At 72.8% G+C, this 15990-nt stretch carries 16 protein-coding genes; 13 read left to right on the top strand and 3 right to left on the bottom strand.

Going from position 1 to position 15990, the window contains the following annotated elements:
- Window positions 1-4: 4 nt before the first annotated feature.
- Together ACFYYT_RS25795 and ACFYYT_RS25790 are read right to left on the bottom strand one after the other, a co-directional pair.
- Window positions 5-1345 (bottom strand): hypothetical protein, encoded by a 1341-nt coding sequence (locus ACFYYT_RS25795; protein WP_351816128.1) that lies wholly within the window; start codon window positions 1343-1345, stop codon window positions 5-7.
- Window positions 1346-1443: 98 nt separating this feature from the next.
- Window positions 1444-2247, bottom strand: a complete 804-nt coding sequence (locus ACFYYT_RS25790) for an IclR family transcriptional regulator (RefSeq protein WP_351816131.1) — start codon at window positions 2245-2247, stop codon at window positions 1444-1446.
- Between the two features lie 336 nt (window positions 2248-2583).
- Here ACFYYT_RS25790 and allB point away from each other — a divergent pair, with 336 nt between their 5' ends.
- From allB to ACFYYT_RS25770, 4 genes are all read left to right on the top strand, one after another.
- Entirely contained in the window at window positions 2584-3918 is a 1335-nt protein-coding gene (gene allB, locus ACFYYT_RS25785) for an allantoinase AllB (RefSeq protein WP_385324018.1), read from the top strand.
- Window positions 3919-3920: 2 nt separating this feature from the next.
- Window positions 3921-5033: an allantoicase gene (gene alc, locus ACFYYT_RS25780; protein WP_351816137.1), complete on the top strand. Its 1113-nt coding sequence runs from the start codon at window positions 3921-3923 to the stop codon at window positions 5031-5033.
- 277 nt (window positions 5034-5310) lie between these two features.
- On the top strand, window positions 5311-5928 hold the full coding sequence (locus tag ACFYYT_RS25775; RefSeq protein WP_351819438.1) for a dihydrofolate reductase family protein: 618 nt from the start codon (window positions 5311-5313) through the stop codon (window positions 5926-5928).
- A gap of 218 nt (window positions 5929-6146) precedes the next feature.
- Window positions 6147-7061 carry a DMT family transporter gene (locus ACFYYT_RS25770; protein WP_351819435.1) on the top strand — a complete coding sequence of 305 codons (915 nt, stop codon included), beginning with the start codon at window positions 6147-6149 and terminating at the stop codon, window positions 7059-7061.
- Window positions 7062-7126: 65 nt separating this feature from the next.
- Here ACFYYT_RS25770 and ACFYYT_RS25765 read toward each other — a convergent pair whose 3' ends face one another.
- Window positions 7127-8131, bottom strand: a complete 1005-nt coding sequence (locus ACFYYT_RS25765; RefSeq protein ID WP_351819432.1) for a Gfo/Idh/MocA family oxidoreductase — start codon at window positions 8129-8131, stop codon at window positions 7127-7129.
- A gap of 213 nt (window positions 8132-8344) precedes the next feature.
- On the opposite strand from ACFYYT_RS25765, the gene ACFYYT_RS25760 reads away from it, so the two are divergent.
- From ACFYYT_RS25760 to ACFYYT_RS25720, 9 genes are all read left to right on the top strand, one after another.
- Window positions 8345-9325 (top strand): sugar ABC transporter substrate-binding protein, encoded by a 981-nt coding sequence (locus tag ACFYYT_RS25760; RefSeq protein WP_351819429.1) that lies wholly within the window; start codon window positions 8345-8347, stop codon window positions 9323-9325.
- Window positions 9322-10359: an ABC transporter permease gene (locus ACFYYT_RS25755; RefSeq protein WP_351819426.1), complete on the top strand. Its 1038-nt coding sequence runs from the start codon at window positions 9322-9324 to the stop codon at window positions 10357-10359. The genes ACFYYT_RS25760 and ACFYYT_RS25755 overlap by 4 nt, the downstream gene beginning before the upstream one ends.
- The gene (locus tag ACFYYT_RS25750) at window positions 10326-11252 is read left to right on the top strand and encodes an ATP-binding cassette domain-containing protein (protein ID WP_351819423.1); all 927 of its coding nucleotides are present in this window, start codon (window positions 10326-10328) and stop codon (window positions 11250-11252) included. The genes ACFYYT_RS25755 and ACFYYT_RS25750 overlap by 34 nt, the downstream gene beginning before the upstream one ends.
- Entirely contained in the window at window positions 11249-12436 is a 1188-nt protein-coding gene (locus tag ACFYYT_RS25745) for an ROK family glucokinase (RefSeq protein WP_351819420.1), read from the top strand. The genes ACFYYT_RS25750 and ACFYYT_RS25745 overlap by 4 nt, the downstream gene beginning before the upstream one ends.
- Before the next feature lie 14 nt (window positions 12437-12450).
- The gene (locus ACFYYT_RS25740) at window positions 12451-13044 is read left to right on the top strand and encodes a hypothetical protein (protein WP_351819417.1); all 594 of its coding nucleotides are present in this window, start codon (window positions 12451-12453) and stop codon (window positions 13042-13044) included.
- A gap of 79 nt (window positions 13045-13123) precedes the next feature.
- Entirely contained in the window at window positions 13124-13756 is a 633-nt protein-coding gene (locus tag ACFYYT_RS25735) for an MBL fold metallo-hydrolase (RefSeq protein WP_351819414.1), read from the top strand.
- Between the two features lie 30 nt (window positions 13757-13786).
- Window positions 13787-14566 carry an exodeoxyribonuclease III gene (locus ACFYYT_RS25730; RefSeq protein ID WP_351819412.1) on the top strand — a complete coding sequence of 260 codons (780 nt, stop codon included), beginning with the start codon at window positions 13787-13789 and terminating at the stop codon, window positions 14564-14566.
- Between the two features lie 92 nt (window positions 14567-14658).
- Complete coding sequence (locus ACFYYT_RS25725; protein WP_351819410.1) at window positions 14659-15099, top strand: DUF6278 family protein; 441 nt, start codon at window positions 14659-14661, stop codon at window positions 15097-15099.
- 137 nt (window positions 15100-15236) lie between these two features.
- Entirely contained in the window at window positions 15237-15980 is a 744-nt protein-coding gene (locus tag ACFYYT_RS25720; protein WP_351819408.1) for an amino acid ABC transporter ATP-binding protein, read from the top strand.
- Window positions 15981-15990: the final 10 nt, after the last annotated feature.

The following is a 15990-nucleotide window of genomic DNA, read 5'->3' as shown; positions in this document are numbered from 1 at the left end:
GCCCCTACCGCCCGATCGGCGTCTGCGACAGGAGGCCGAGGCGCTGCCGGGCCAGCTCCAGGTGGCGGGGATCGAGGGACGGCAGGGCCCGCAGCAGGCGGATGAGCTCCGGGCCCGTCTCGGCCGCCGCGCCGCGGTCCTTGAGCTGGGTCCAGCAGTACAGAGCGCCCGCGGCCGCGCCCTTCACCTCGGGGGCGTCCGGGGACTGGCGGGCCAGGCGGGTCCGTCCGACTCCGGTCCACAGCCGGGTGGCCAGGTGGAAGTCGCCCGCCATGCGGGCCAGGTCGGCGCGGATCTCCGCCCAGTGGACCGCCTCCGGCGAGTCGTGGCCGTGGGTCCGCAGGACGTGCTCCTCCCACACCTGGGCCAGCGCGGCCGCCTCGCCGTGCCGCCCGGAGGTGGCGAGCGCGTGGATGTGCGGGCGCGGATCGGGAGCGGCGCCGTCCGCCCCCGAGGCCTCACCGGGCCGCTCCCGGACGGGCTCGTCGGCGCTGTCCGGTACGCGTCCCCGTACGTGCTCCCGTACGTGCTCCTGTACGTGTTCACGCCCGCCGGGGTCCGCATCCCCCTCCCACCCCGGCCCCGGCACGCCCCCGCGCGCCACCCCGTACGCCGCCTCCGGGGCCGGTCCCCGCGCCGTCCCGTGCGGGGGTTCCCCGGCCGGGCGGGCGGCGAGTTCGTGGGCGGTGGGGAGGACGAGGGTGCCCGGGGGGAGGGCCGCGGCCCCCACCGCGAGGGCGTGCACCCGGAGGTTGTCCGGCCGGGCCGGGCTGCTGCGGAGCTGCTCGATCCAGTGCCGGGTGTAGCCGCTGACCCGGTTGCCCCCGCCCGGGAAGCCCGGCGGCACGACCACCCCGTACACCTCGGCGGAGGGAGAGGCGGGCAGGGTGCCGTACTCCTGGAGGAGCGGCCAGGCGGCCTTGTCCGCGGCGAGGTCGAGGAGCACGGTGGTCAGCCCGGCCGGCCGGTCGCGCAGCTCGGCGCCCAGCCACTCCCACGGCAGCCCGGTGTAGCGCACGGAGGCCGCAGTCGTCCCGGCGAGGCACAGGTGCAGCCGCCGGGCCCGCCGGTCGACGGTCAGCCGCCCCGAGAGGTAGACCAGCAGCGGACCCGGCGTCGCGGCCGCGGTCCGCAGCCGCATCAGCACGGTGTTCGGGTCGCGGGCCCCGTCGAGGTAGGTGGTGTCGCTGGGGATCCCGCTGTTCAGGAGCGCCGGTACGGGCACCACCCCCAGCGCGGCCAGATTGGCGCTCGGCGCGACCTGGACGGTGCGGCGGCGCACGGCCGCCTCGCCCGCTATGAGGAGTACGTGCCCCCGCTGCTGCTCCACCGCGATGCTGTGCATGAGCAGACCGTACTCACTTCACGAAGGCCCCGGTGCCCCCTCGCGAAGGAGGGGGCACCGGGGCCCGCGGAGGTCCGCCTGCCGGCGGGGTGTGCCGGTCAGGCCGGGTTCTGGCTCTGGAGGGCCACCGAGAGTTCGGCGGCCACGCCCTGGAGGATCGGTACGAAGGATTTGGCCACGGCCTCGGTGACGCGGCCGGCCGGCCCCGAGATGGAGATCGCGGCGGCGGTCGGCGAGTTCGGCACCGACACGGCGAGGCAGCGGACTCCTATTTCCTGCTCGTTGTCATCGACCGCGTAGCCCGACTTGCGGACCTTCTCCAGGGCGTCGAGGAAGCCCTCGGGCGTGGTGATGGTCTTCTCGGTCGCGGCCGGCATCCCGGTGCGGGAGAGCAGGGCGCGCACCTCGTCGGCGGGGGTGTGGGCGAGCAGCGCCTTGCCCACGCCGGTGGAGTGCGGCAGCACGCGGCGGCCGACCTCGGTGAACATGCGCATGGAGTGCTTGGACGGCACCTGGGCGACGTAGACGATCTCGTCCCCGTCGAGCAGGGCCATGTTGGCGGTCTCGCCGGTCTCCTCGACGAGCCGGGCCAGGTAGGGGCGGGCCCAGGTGCCCAGCAGGCGCGAGGCGGACTCGCCGAGGCGGATCAGCCGGGGCCCGAGGGAGTACCGCCGGTTGGGCTGCTGGCGTACGTAGCCGCAGGCGACGAGGGTACGCATCAGGCGGTGGATGGTCGGCAGCGGGAGTCCGCTGGCGGCGGAGAGCTCGCTGAGGCCGACTTCGCCCCCGGCGTCGGCCATGCGTTCGAGCAGATCGAAGGCGCGCTCAAGGGACTGGACGCCACCGCTGGCGGCGGTGGGCTTGGCGGAAGCGTCGGTGGTGCTGGCGCTGGACGTCGGCACGGCGCGGTCCTTTCGGTGCTGGCAGGCAAGGAAGCAGCCTACCCGTCGCTCGGCGTCCGCCCTAGAGCCGGGCCTTCGCCGTCCCCGCCGGTCAGAGGGGGTTTGTCCGGGTGGCGGACATGCTGGGGAAGTTACCCCTCCGGCCCCCGGTGGTGGTAGCTACATTCTGGATAGTGAAATCTTAATTCCATCCTGTGGAAACATCCAATTGCCGTGTCAGTGGCTGGGCGGTCCGTCCGGCGGCTCTTGACTGGCCCCCGATCGCGGGGAAGACTCCGTCAACAGAACGTTGAATTTCGCTCTGTGGAAGTAGATGGGGAGGTTCCGGTGGCCGACGTGGCTGTGGAACTGGTAGTGCGCTCGACGCGCGTCATCACCCCCGAGGGGACGCGCGCCGCCTCGGTGGCCGTCGCCGGCGGGAAGATCACGGCCGTGCTGGACCACGACGCCGAGGTACCGGCCGGAGCCCGGCTGGAGGACTTCGGCGACGACGTCCTGCTGCCCGGCCTCGTGGACACCCACGTGCACGTCAACGACCCCGGCCGCACCGAGTGGGAGGGCTTCTGGACCGCCACCCGCGCCGCCGCGGCCGGCGGCATCACGACCATCCTCGACATGCCGCTCAACTCCCTCCCGCCGACCACCACGGTCGACAACCTGCGCGTCAAGCAGGAGGTCGCCCGCGCCAAGGCGCACGTGGACGTCGGCTTCTGGGGCGGCGCCCTGCCGGACAACGTCAAGGACCTGCGCCCCCTGCACGACGCCGGCGTCTACGGCTTCAAGTGCTTCCTGTCGCCCTCGGGCGTGGACGAGTTCCCCGAGCTCGACCAGGAGCAGCTGGCCGCCTCCCTCGCGGAGATCACCGGCTTCGGCGGCCTGATGATCGTGCACGCCGAGGACCCCCACCACCTGGAAGCGGCCCCGCAGACCCCGGGCCCCAAGTACGCGGACTTCCTGGCCTCCCGTCCGCGCGACGCCGAGAACACCGCGATCGGGAACCTGATCGCCCAGGCGAAGCGGCTTAACGCCCGCGTCCACGTGCTGCACCTGTCCTCCTCCGACGCGCTGCCGCTGATCGCCGCCGCCAAGGCCGAGGGCGTCAAGATCACCGTCGAGTCCTGCCCGCACTACCTCACCCTGACCGCCGAGGAAGTGCCGGACGGCGCCAGCGAGTTCAAGTGCTGCCCGCCCATCCGCGAGTCCGCGAACCAGGACCTGCTGTGGGACGCGCTCGCCGACGGCACCATCGACTGCATCGTCTCGGACCACTCGCCCTCCACCGCGGACCTGAAGACCGGCGACTTCGCCACCGCCTGGGGCGGCATCTCCTCCCTCCAGCTGGGCCTGCCGGCCATCTGGACCGAGGCGCGCAAGCGCGGCCACACCCTGGAGGACGTGGTGCGCTGGATGTCCGCCGCCCCGGCCGCGCTCGCCGGACTCGCCGCCAAGGGCGGCATCGAGGCCGGCCGCGACGCCGACTTCGCGGTCCTGGACCCCGACGAGACCTTCACCGTGGACCCGGCCCACCTGCACCACCGCAACCAGGTCACGGCGTACGCGGGCAAGACCCTGCACGGGGTCGTGAAGTCCACCTGGCTGCGCGGTACGCAGATCGCCGACCACGGCACCCCGACCGAGCCCACGGGCCTCCTCCTCGAAAGGCAGAACTGACAGTGGCGATTCCCTCTTTCACCGGTAACGCGAACCCGTACGGAGGCGGCGACCCGTACGCGGACTACCGCACCGCGGACTTCCCCTTCACCCAGTACGCGAACCTCGCCGCCCGCGAGCTGGGCGCCGGTGTCATCGCCGCCAACGACGAGTTCTTCGCCGAGCGCGAGAACCTGCTCATCGCCGAGGCCCCGCACTTCGACCCCGAGCACTTCGGCCACAAGGGCAAGGTCATGGACGGCTGGGAGACCCGCCGCCGCCGCGGTGTGTCCGCCGACCAGCCCTGGCCGACCGCCGAGGACCACGACTACGCGCTGATCCGCCTCGGCGCCCCCGGCGTCATCCGCGGCATCGTCGTCGACACGGCCCACTTCCGCGGCAACATGCCGCAGGCCGTCTCCGTACAGGCCGCCTCGGTCCCGGGCTCCCCGACCGCCGAGGAGCTGCTGTCCGAGGACGTCAAGTGGACGACCCTCGTCGAGCGCACCACGGTCGGCGGCCACGCCGCCAACGGCTTCGAGGTCGGCGTCGAGCAGCGCTTCACGCACGTGCGCCTGAACCAGCACCCGGACGGCGGCGTCGCCCGCCTCCGCGTCTACGGCGAGGTCCGCCCCGACCCGAAGTGGCTCGCCGCGCTCGCCACCTTCGACGTCGTCGCCCTGGAGAACGGCGGCTCCGTCGAGGACGCGTCCAACCGCTTCTACTCCCCGCCGACCAACACCATCAACCCGGGCCGCTCCCGCAAGATGGACGACGGCTGGGAGACCGCCCGCCGCCGCGACAACGGCAACGACTGGATCCGCTACCAGCTGGTCGCCGAGTCCGAGATCCGCGCCGTCGAGATCGACACCGCCTACCTCAAGGGCAACTCGGCGGGCTGGGCCTCGCTCTCGGTCAAGACGGGCGAGGAGGGCGAGTGGACGGAGTTCCTGCCGCGCACCCGCCTGCAGCCCGACACCAACCACCGCTTCGTGCTGGACGCCCCGGCCGTCGGCACGCACGTGCGCATCGACATCTTCCCGGACGGCGGCTTCTCCCGGCTGCGCCTGTTCGGCTCCCTGACGCAGGACGGCGCCGCCTCGCACGCCGCCCGTCACCAGGAGCTGGGCGGCTGACGCCACCCCGTCCCACCCGACCGCCCCGGGGGCCGACACCCCCGGGGCGCGAGCACCCTCCCGTGGGGCGCACCGCACACGCGGTGCGCCCCACGGGCGTGTCCGGGGCGCGGCGCACACGCGGCCCCGGGCGGGCCGCGGGAGACCGGCGGCGGGATCCGGCGCCCGGGTCCGCGCGCGCCGCACCGACGAGTCCCGCGCCGGGCGGGAGTCTGAACGGTGCACGGCGGCGGACCGAGCGCCGATCCCGACCCCCGACCCCAAGGAGCGCAGTGCCATGGGCCAGCTGACCCTCACCACCTTCCTCAGCCTCGACGGCGTCATGCAGGGCCCCGGCGGCCCGGACGAGGACACCCGCGACGGATTCGCGTACGGCGGCTGGGCGGTCCCGTTCGCCGACGAGGCCATGGGGGCGTTCGTGGACGAGCACGTCGCACGCGCCGGGGCGTTCCTCCTCGGGCGCCGGACCTACGAGATCTTCGCCTCGTACTGGCCCGCCCACGACGACCCGGCCTCCCCGGTGGCGAGCCGTCTGAACCGGCTGCCGAAGTACGTCGCCTCGACCACCCTCAAGGATCCCGAGTGGGCGGCCACCACCGTGATCGACGGCGAACACCTCCAGGCGGAGGTGGTCCGCGCCAAGGACGCCACCGAGGGGGAGGTCCAGGTCCACGGCAGCGGGCAGCTGGCGCAGTGGCTGCTGGCCCGGGACCTCGTGGACGAGCTGCGCCTGCTGGTCTTCCCCGTCTACCTCGGCACCGGCCGCAAACTGTTCCCGACCGGCGGGCTGCCGACGGCCTTCGCGCTGGCGGACTCGCGCACCACCCCCTCGGGCATCGCCCTCGGCACCTACCGCCCGACGGGCCGGGCCGCCTTCGGCACGTTCGCCGACTGACGCCGCCCGCCGCCCGCCCGCCCGACCACCGCCCGCCCGACCACCGCCCGCCCGACCACTGCCCGCCGCCCGCCCGACCGCCGCCCGCCGGCCGCTGGGGCGGGCCGTCCGGCCCCCGGAATCCGGTCGCCCCGGGAAGATCGCTCCGACTACGGTGAGCGCGCATCCGTGCGAGCCGCCGCCGTCTCCACACCCATCCCCCCCGTCGGAGCCGCCCGGTGTCCACCCTCGCCGCCCCCGCCCCCGCGCTCGCCCCCCGCCGGGCCTGGGTCGCGGACCTGCCCGTCCTGCTCGTCGCCGTCGTCTGGGGCGGCAGCTACCTCGCGGCCAAGGGCATCACGACCCCGCACACCGTGATCGCGGTGCTGGTGCTGCGCTTCGCGCTGGTCGTGCCCGTCCTGGTCCTCGCCGGGTGGCGGCGGCTGCGCGCGCTGACCGCTGCCCAGCTGCGCGGCGCCGGCCTGCTGGGCCTCGTCCTCGGCGGGATCTTCCTGCTGGAGACCTACGGGGTGGTGCACACCTCCGCCACCAACGCCGGGCTGATCATCAGCCTGACCATGATCTTCACCCCGCTCGCCGAGTCCGCCGTACGGCGCACCGCCCCCTCGGCGGCCTTCCTCGGCGCCGCCGCCGTCTCCGTCACCGGAGTGCTGCTGCTGACCCAGGGCGCCGGGTTCACCGCCCCCGGCGCCGGTGACCTGCTGATCCTCGGCGCGGCCCTGGCCCGCACCCTGCACGTGCTGCTGATGGCCCGGATCAGGGCCGTCCAGGACGCCGACCCGCTCTCGCTGACCACCGTGCAGCTCGGCGGCGCCGTGCTGCTGTTCGCCGCCCTCGCCGCCGTGCCGGGCACCGGCTCCACCCCCTGGGCGGCCGCGGCCGGGTTCGGGCCCGCAGCCTGGGCCGGGCTCGTCTTCCTGGCCGTCTTCTGCACCCTCTTCGCCTTCTTCGTGCAGATGTGGGCCGTACGCAGGACCTCGCCCTCCCGGGTCAGCCTGCTGCTCGGCACCGAACCGCTGTGGGCGGCCGGGGCGGGCATCGCCATCGGCGGCGAGCACCTGGGCCCCCTCGGCCTCGCGGGCGTGCTCATGGTCCTGGCCGGCACGGCCTGGGGGCGGCGCGCCGCGGGCTGAACGATGGCCGGGAAACGCCTCCTGCGGGCTTGATCACCGGACCTACTGTGGCCCGCATGTCCGCCCTAGAGATCCGGGAGCTCGTCCATGCGCACGGGGCGGCGCTCATGTCGGGACCGCTCGCACGCCTCCGCGACCCGGAACGCGGCCAGCGCCTCCCGGCCGTCGCACGGATTGGGCCCCTCGCCGCGCACCAGCCGGACGAAGGCGCCCATCTCGGCCTCGTAGGCGGGACCGAACCGTTCCAGGAAGCCGGACCAGGGCTTGCCCGCCGGGGGCGGCCCGTCCGGCTCCGTCGAGGCGATCGGCGTCCGGTCGTCCAGCCCGGAGGAGACCTGGTCCCGTTCCCCGGCCAGCTCCATCCGCACGTCGTACCCGGCGCCGTTGCACCGGGTGGCGGTGCTGCTGACCAGCGTCCCGTCGTCCAGGGTGAGCAGGGCCGCCGCGGTGTCGACGTCCCCGGCCTCCCGGAACCGGGCGTCGCCCGCGTCCGAACCGGCCGCGTACACCTCGACGGGCTCGCGGCCGGTGACCCAGCGGACCACGTCGAAGTCGTGCACCATGCAGTCCCGGTAGAGCCCGCCGGAGCCCGCGAGGTAGGCGGCGGGCGGCGCGGCCGCATCGGCCGTCATCGTCCGTACGGTGTGCAGCCGGCCCAGGGCACCCGAACGGACCAGGTCCCGCGCCGTGCGGCAGCCCGCGTCGAAGCGGCGCATGAAGCCCAGCTGGAGGGTCCCGCCGGCCGACTCGACCGCGCGCAGCACCGCCAGGGTGCGCTCCAGGTCCGGGGCCAGCGGCTTCTCGCAGAACACCGGCAGCCCGCCGCGCACCGCGCGGACGACCAGTGCGGCGTGCGCCTCGGTGGCGCAGGTCACCACCAGGGCGTCCACGCCCCAGGTGAAGACCTGCTCGACGGAGGGCGCGGCGGTGGCGCCGAGCCGGTCCGCGAGGCGCGCGGCCCGCCCCGGGTCGGCGTCGGCGAGGAGCAGCGAACCGGCGTCCGCCCGGCGGGCCAGGGAGGCCGCGTGGAAGGAGCCGATCCGGCCCGTTCCGATGAGCCCGATGCGCATGCACTCAACGTGACCCCGTCCGGGGGAGCTGTCAATCTGCCCGGCCCCGGCCACGGAAGGCCACGATGGTGGCGAAGGCCCCGATGGGCTCCCAAGGTCCACTGTGGCGGATACTGGGCGGCTGGAACCGGAATGACCACTTTGAGTTCAGTGGCGGGTACGACGAGGGAAGGGCACGGCGACGTGGCTAGGGTTCGGACAGGGGTACGCGTCGTGGGCGCCGTGCTCGCGGTGGTACTGGGAGCCTCCCTCGCGGGCTGCAGCAGCACGGGCGGCAAGCGCGCCGAGGAGCGGGCGAAGGCCGACCGCGCGGGCCGGCCCGCCGTGTCCACGCCGCGCTGGACCTTCGCGATGGTGACCCACGCGGGCGACGGCGACACCTTCTGGGACATCGTCCAGAAGGGCGCCAAGGAGGCCGCCGCGAAGGACAACATCAACTTCGTGTACTCGCACGACGACCAGGCGCAGCAGCAGGCCCAGTTCGTGCAGAACGCGATCGACCAGAAGGTCGACGGCATCGTCGTCAGCCTCGCCAAGCCCGAGGCGCTCAAGGACGTCATCGGCAAGGCCGTCAAGGCGGGCATCCCGGTGATCACGGTCAACTCCGGGTCCGCCCAGTCGGCCGAGTACGGGGCCCTGACCCACATCGGCCAGGACGAGCAGATCGCGGGCGAGGCGGTCGGCACCGAGCTGAGCCGCCGGGGCCGCAAGAAGGCCGTCTGCGTCCTGCACGAACAGGGCAACGTCGGTCACGAGCAGCGCTGCGCCGGGGCGAAGAAGACCTTCGGCGGCAGCATGGAGAACCTGTACGTCGAGGGCACGAACATGCCCTCCGTCCAGGCCGCCATCCAGGCCAAGCTCCAGGCGGACCCCTCCGTCGACGCGATCGTCACCCTCGGCGCCCCCTTCGCCCCCACCGCCGTCAAGGCCAAGGACGCGGCGGGCAGCAAGGCCGAGGTGGACACCTTCGACCTCAACGAGTCCGTCGCCCGCGACCTGAAGTCCGGCGCCCTCGGCTTCGCCGTGGACCAGCAGCCCTACCTCCAGGGCTACGAGGCCATCGACCTGCTGTGGCTCTACCGCTACAACGCGGACGTCCTCGGCGGCGGCCGCCCGGTGCTGACCGGGCCGCAGATCGTCACCGGCGCGCAGGCCGCCGCGCTGGAGGACTACATCAAGCGGGGCAGCCGATGAGCAGCAGCGCCACCGCCGCGGACGAACGGCTCGCGCCGACCTCGTACGTCCGCAGGCTCCTGGGCCGCCCCGAGCTGGGCGCGGTCGTCGGGGCCGCCGCCGTCTTCGTCTTCTTCTCCTTCGCCGCCGACAGCTTCCTGCGGGCCTCCAGCCTGAGCACGATCCTCTACTCGGCCTCCACGATCGGGATCATGGCGGTCCCGGTCGCCCTGCTGATGATCGGCGGCGAGTTCGACCTCTCCGCCGGTGTCATGGTCACCACGTCGGCGCTGTTCAGCTCGATGTTCAGCTACCAGATGACCGCCAACGTGTGGGTGGGCGTGCTGGTGTCGCTGCTGGTCACCCTGGCCATCGGCTTCTTCAACGGCTTCATGCTGACCCGTACCAAACTGCCGAGCTTCATCATCACGCTCGGCACGTTCCTGATGCTGACCGGCCTGAACCTCGGCTTCACCAAGCTGATCAGCGGCTCCGTCTCCACCAAGACGATCGCCGACATGGAGGGCTTCTCCTCGGCCCGGGCCCTGTTCGCCTCGCAGTGGAACGTCGGCTCCGTCACCCTCAAGGTCACCATCCTGTGGTGGTTCGCCCTGGTCGCAGTCGCCACCTGGATCCTGCTGCGCACCCGCGCCGGGAACTGGATCTTCGCGGTGGGCGGCGGGGCCGACGCGGCCCGGGCCACCGGCGTCCCCGTCGTCAAGACGCGCATCGGCCTCTACATGGGCGTCGCGCTGTGCGCCTGGATCTCCGGCCAGCACATCCTGTTCTCCTTCGACGTGGTCCAGTCGGGGGAGGGCGTCGGCAACGAGTTCCTCTACATCATCGCGGCGGTGATCGGCGGCTGTCTGATGACGGGCGGCTACGGCTCCGCCATCGGCTCGGCGGTCGGCGCCTTCATCTTCGGCATGACCAGCAACGGCATCGTGTACGCCCAGTGGAACCCGGACTGGTTCAAATTCTTCCTCGGCGCCATGCTCCTGCTGGCGACGCTGCTCAACGCATGGGTCCGCAAGCGGGCGGAGGCGAGCAAGTGACCACGAAGACCGCGTCCGGCGCGGACACCGGGAGCGCCCTGGTGCGGCTGACCGAGGTCAGCAAGTACTACGGCAACATCCGCGCCCTTCAGGGGGTCTCCCTGGAGGTCTCGCCCGGCGAGATCACCTGTGTGCTCGGCGACAACGGGGCCGGCAAGTCCACCCTCATCAAGATCATCGCGGGGCTGCACCGGCACGACGCCGGCAGCTTCGAGATCGAGGGGGTGCAGACCGTCCTCGCCAACCCGCGCGCGGCCCTGGACCACGGCATCGCCACCGTCTACCAGGACCTCGCCGTCGTCCCCCTCATGCCGGTCTGGCGCAATTTCTTCCTCGGCTCCGAGCCCACCCGCGGCCGCGGCCCCCTGCGCCGCCTCGACGTGGAGCTGATGCGCGAGACCACCCGCGCCGAACTGCTGCGCATGGGCATCGACCTGCGCGACGTGGACCAGCCCATCGGCACCCTGTCCGGCGGCGAGCGCCAGTGCGTGGCCATCGCCCGGGCCGTGTACTTCGGCGCGAAGGTCCTCGTCCTGGACGAGCCCACCGCCGCCCTCGGCGTGAAGCAGTCCGGCGTGGTCCTGAAGTACGTCGCGGCCGCCCGCGACGCGGGCCTCGGCGTGGTCCTGATCACGCACAACCCGCACCACGCGTACCTGGTCGGGGACCGTTTCGTGCTGCTCAAGCGCGGCACCATGGCGGGCAGCCACACCCGCGACTCGATCACCCTGGACGAGCTCACCCGGCAGATGGCGGGCGGCTCGGAACTGGACGAGCTGAGCCACGAGCTGGAGCGGGTGGCAGAATCAGGTGCGGGCACCCCCGCCGGGCCCGTTCCCGGCGGCCCCTCCGACCCCGCATCCGCCTCCGACAGGGACGACACGACTCGATGAGCACGTACCGGGACTTCGCGCTCTCCCACCGGGGCGCGGCGCGCGGCACCGTCCTGCGGACCGTCGGCACCCGTGAGCGCCGGTCGCTGCTGACCGCCCCGCGCGTCCCGACGGTCGGCATCGACATCGGCGGCACCAAGGTGATGGCCGGCGTCGTCGACGCCGACGGGGTCATTCTGGAGAAGATCCGCGCCGAGACCCCGGACAAGTCCAAGAGCGCCAAGGTCGTCGAGGACACCATCGTCGAGCTGGTGCTGGACCTCTCCGACCGGCACGACGTGCACGCCGTCGGCATCGGCGCCGCCGGCTGGGTCGACGCCGACCGCTCCCGCGTGCTCTTCGCCCCCCACCTGGCCTGGCGCGACGAGCCGCTGCGCGACGCGCTCCAGTCCCGGCTCGCGGTCCCGGTCATGGTGGACAACGATGCCAACACCGCCGCCTGGGCGGAGTGGCGCTTCGGCGCGGGCCGCGGCGAGGACCACCTGGTCATGATCACCCTGGGCACCGGCATCGGCGGGGCCATCCTGGAGGGCGGCCAGGTCAAGCGCGGCCGCTACGGGGTGGCCGGCGAGTTCGGCCACATGCAGGTCGTCCCGGGCGGCCACCGCTGCCCCTGCGGCAACCGGGGCTGCTGGGAGCAGTACAGCTCCGGCAACGCCCTCGTCCGCGAGGCCCGCGAGCTGGCCGCCGCCGACTCCCCGGTCGCGTACAACATCATCGCCAAGGTCGGCGGGAACGTCCACGAGATCACCGGGCCGCTGATCACCGAGCTGGCCCGGGAGGGCGACGCCATGTGCGTCGAGCTGTTCCAGGACATCGGCCAGTGGCTCGGCGTCGGCATCGCCAACCTCGCCGCCGCCCTCGACCCGTCCTGCTTCGTCATCGGCGGCGGCGTCAGCGCCGCCGACGACCTGCTGATCGGGCCCGCCCGCGAAGCCTTCCGCCGGCACCTCACCGGCCGTGGCTACCGCCCCGAGGCGCGCATCGCCAAGGCCCAGCTCGGCCCCGAGGCCGGCATGGTCGGCGCCGCCGACCTCTCCCGGCTCGTCGCCCGCCGCTTCCGCCGCGCCACGCGGCGTCGTGTCGAGCGGCACGAGCGCTACGCGCAGCTCGGCCTGCGCCCGGCCGCCGGCCCGGCGCGGCCGAAGGACACCCAGGCCCCCAAGGACCAGGACGACCAGTGACACCGCCCCCCTCCGTGCCCAGACAGGCGTCCTCCCCCGAGGCCGGCGGCGACCGCCCGCCCACGGCGGAGGACGGCCGGGCCCGCCAGGACCGCCGCAGCACCGTCCGGCGCCGCTGGATCACCGCGATCATCATCCTGCTGCTCGTCGGCGTCCCGGCGGGCTACCTCGCCGTCTCCGCCCAGCAGAGCCGCGAGAGCGGCCGGGACAAGGCGGCCAAGGTGGGCGCCGTCAAGGTCCGCGGCGGCTGGCCGTCGAAGGTGCAGCGCAGCATCTACGAGATCCCGCTGCCGATGATGGCCTCGCTGGTCGGGTACCTCGAGACCAACAACTGGCACACCAGCCGGCTCTACATGCAGTTCGGGCTCACGCCCGCCGAACTCGACACCTTCCTGGCCGACGTCGGCACCAGCCGTGCGGCGCTGACCCCCGGGGTGTCGATCTCCGAGCACGACGCCGAGATCGCGGGCTGGAGCTGGAGCAAGAAGCACAAGTGGGCCGGGATCACCCTGGACGCGAAGGACCCCCGGCCGACCCGGGACATCACCGTGGACCTGACCAACCCGAAGAACCCCCGGGTCTACGTCGTCTCCACCACCGTCCCCTGAGGGGTGTCCGGCGGACCGGGGCCGGACACCCCCCGGACCGTCGGACCGTTCCCCGGCCGGTTCGCCCTAGGGTGAGCGCATGAAGCTCACCAAACGGCTGCACTCCTGCGTCCAGTTGGAGAAGGACGGGCGCACGCTCGTCATCGACCCGGGCGCCTTCAGCGAACCGGACGCCGGTCTCGGCGCGGACGTCCTCCTGGTCACCCACGAACACCCGGACCACTTCGAGGAGGGCCGGATCCGCGCGGCCCTCGACGCGCGTCCCGGGGCCGAGCTGTGGACCCTGCGCGATGTCGCGCGGAAGCTGTCCGCCGCCTATCCGGGCCGGGTGCACACCGTGGGCGACGGCGACGCCTTCGAGGCCGCCGGCTTCTCGGTCAGCGTCCACGGCGAGCTGCACGCCGTGATCCACCCCGACCTGCCGCGGATCACCAATGTCGGCTTCCTCGTCGAGGATTCCCTCTTCCACCCCGGGGACGCGCTGACCGTGCCGGAGGTCCCCGTCGACACGCTGATGCTGCCGCTGCACGCCCCGTGGAACAAGATCGCCGAAGTGATCGACTACGTCCGCGAGGTCAAGCCGCGCCAGGCGATCGACATCCACGACGCCTACCTCGCGGACATCGCCCGGCCCATCTACGACAAGGCCCTGGAGGGCCTCGGCGGGGCCCCGCACCGCCGCCTCGGGGCGGGCGAGAGCGCCGCGCTCTGACTGTCGGTGCCGGGCGGTAGGTTTGACGGCATGCGTATCGCCACGTACAACGTCAACTCGATCACCGCCCGGCTGCCGCGCCTGCTGGCCTGGCTGGAGACCTCCGGCACGGACGTGCTCTGCGTCCAGGAGACCAAGTGTTCGGCGGAGCAGTTCCCCGCCGCCGAGCTGCGCGAGCTGGGCTACGAGTCGGCCGTCAACGCCACCGGCCGGTGGAACGGCGTCGCCCTGCTCTCCCGGGTCGGGCTCGACGACGTCGTGACGGGGCTGCCCGGCGGTCCGCTCTACGAGGGCGTGGAGGAACCCCGCGCCATCTCCGCCACCTGCGGCGGGGTCCGCCTCTGGTCGGTGTACGTCCCCAACGGCCGCGAGGTCGAGCACGACCACTACGGCTACAAGCTGGAGTGGTTCCGGGCCCTGGCCGGGGCCGTCGCCGAAGACGCCGCCGGTCCGCGCCCGTTCGCCGTCCTCGGCGACTTCAACGTCGCGCCCACCGACGAGGACGTCTACGACCCGGCGGTCTTCGCGGGCCTGACGCACGTCACCCCGGCCGAGCGGGCCGCCCTGGAGGCCCTGCGCACCGCGGGCCTGTCCGATGTGTTCCCGCGCGCCCTCAAGTACGACCGCCCGTACACCTTCTGGGACTACCGGATGCTCGCCTTCCCCAAGAACAGGGGCATGCGCATCGACCTCGTCTACGGGAACGAGCCCTTCACCAAGGCGGTCAAGGACGCGTACGTCGACCGCGAGGAGCGCAAGGGCAAGGGCGCCTCCGACCACGCCCCGGTCGTCGTCGACCTGGAGATCTAGCGCCCGCCCCGCCCCGGCCCGCCCCGAACGGGGTGCGGTGATCAAGGCGCGCCCTGTGGCCAGCCGGGGGTCCTGGTGCCAGGCTGGGCGATATGAACATCCCTTTCCTGGCCAACTGGCTGAACCGGCACGAAACGGAACAGGGTGCGGGGCTCGTCGTCGCCCTCGCGGATGATCCCGAAGGCGTCGCCGAGCTGTTCTCCGAGTGCGAGATGCTGCGTGCGCAGGCGAGGGCGGCCGGGCTGGAACTCGACCAGACCCCGGCCTCCTTGGAGTCCCTGGACCAGCTGATGCCCCGCTGGCGCAGGGATCCCGAGGCCGTTCCCTGGCTCGGCAACGACGCGGGCTTCTACCTCGGCACCGTGATCATCCGCACCATCCCCGGCTCCTCCTGGCAGGTGTGGCCCAACGGCCAGCCCGTGATCCGGCTGGAGTCCGGCCGCGAACTGAACGTGGTCGAGTCCGGGGTCTCCTGGGCGATGACCGGTTCCCCCGAGCTCAGCCAGGCCTACGCGGAGGCCTCCGAGGGCTGATCCCCGCCCGGGCCTTCCCGTAGGACTGAAGACCCAATGCGCTTTATGTCCCGTTCAGGCGTGTCGAGGTGAAGCCCCTCCGGCGGCTGGATAGTTTGCGCTGACCTCGACACACCGACAAGTGGGCAGGGCAGCGTATGGCCGTCGATCCGTTGATCGAGCTGCGGGACGTCAACAAACACTTCGGGAAACTGCACGTCCTGCGGGACATCGACCTCACCGTCGGCCGCGGGGAGGTGGTGGTGATCATCGGCCCCTCCGGCTCCGGGAAATCCACCCTCTGCCGGACCATCAACCGGCTGGAGGTCATCGAGTCCGGCACGATCACCCTCGACGGCCGGCCCCTGCCGGCCGAGGGCAAGGACCTGGCCCGGCTGCGCGCCGAGGTCGGCATGGTCTTCCAGTCCTTCAACCTCTTCGCTCACAAGACCGTCCTGGCCAACGTCTCCCTCGCGCAGGTCAAGGTCAGGAAGCGCAAGAAGGACGAGGCCGACAAGCGCTCCCGCGAGCTCCTGGACCGGGTCGGCCTCGCCGACCAGGCCGACAAGTACCCCGCCCAGCTCTCCGGCGGCCAGCAGCAGCGCGTGGCCATCGCCCGCGCCCTGGCCATGAGCCCCAAGGCCCTCCTCTTCGACGAGCCGACCTCGGCCCTCGACCCGGAGATGATCAACGAGGTGCTGGAGGTCATGCAGCAGCTCGCCGCCGAGGGCATGACCATGGTCGTGGTCACCCACGAGATGGGCTTCGCCCGCTCCGCCGCCAACCGGGTCGTCTTCATGGCCGACGGGAAGATCGTCGAGGACCGCACCCCGGAGGCGTTCTTCACCGCTCCCGAGAGCGAGCGCGCCCGGGACTTCCTCTCCAAGATCCTCAAGCACTGAGGGGCGGCCC

Origin of the sequence: Streptomyces sp. NPDC002032 (assembly GCF_042890765.1) — a bacterium.
Lineage (GTDB): Bacteria > Actinomycetota > Actinomycetes > Streptomycetales > Streptomycetaceae > Streptomyces.
The sequence above is the reverse complement of the archived record's forward strand: the minus strand, read 5'-3'. Positions and strand labels throughout refer to the sequence as shown.